Origin of the sequence: Marinicauda pacifica (assembly GCF_004793635.1) — a bacterium.
GTDB lineage: Bacteria > Pseudomonadota > Alphaproteobacteria > Caulobacterales > Maricaulaceae > Marinicauda > Marinicauda pacifica.
In genome coordinates, this window is record NZ_SRXV01000042.1 from 1 (window position 1) to 319 (window position 319).

General features: G+C 64.3%; 1 protein-coding gene. It reads right to left on the reverse strand.

Annotated features, from left to right (window positions below):
- Window positions 1–319: EF-hand domain-containing protein (locus E5162_RS14325; protein ID WP_135945951.1), on the reverse strand; the 319-nt coding region annotated here is incomplete at both ends.

Below are 319 nucleotides of genomic sequence, written 5' to 3' on the forward strand. Positions count from 1 at the left end.
CTGGTCGAGGCTGGATGTGTCGTACATCGCGGTGACTGCGCCGTGATATTCGTCCCAGTCGACGCCGTCGGCATCATCGGTGGCGAACTCGTCGAAGCGCGCGGCATAAAAGCCGTCATCGGCCTGCCAGTTGCCCCATTCTTGTTGCGAGATGGAACCGTTGCCATCGGTATCGATGGCCTGGAAGGCCTGCTGCAGGTGGGAGTCGAACATGGCTGCGGCGTCACTGGACGCGCCGTGCTCGTCGCCGCTCATGTGGTGGTTGGCGTGGGCGGCGGTGCCGGCAAGACCCAGCGTGGCGGAGGTGGCGATAATGGTC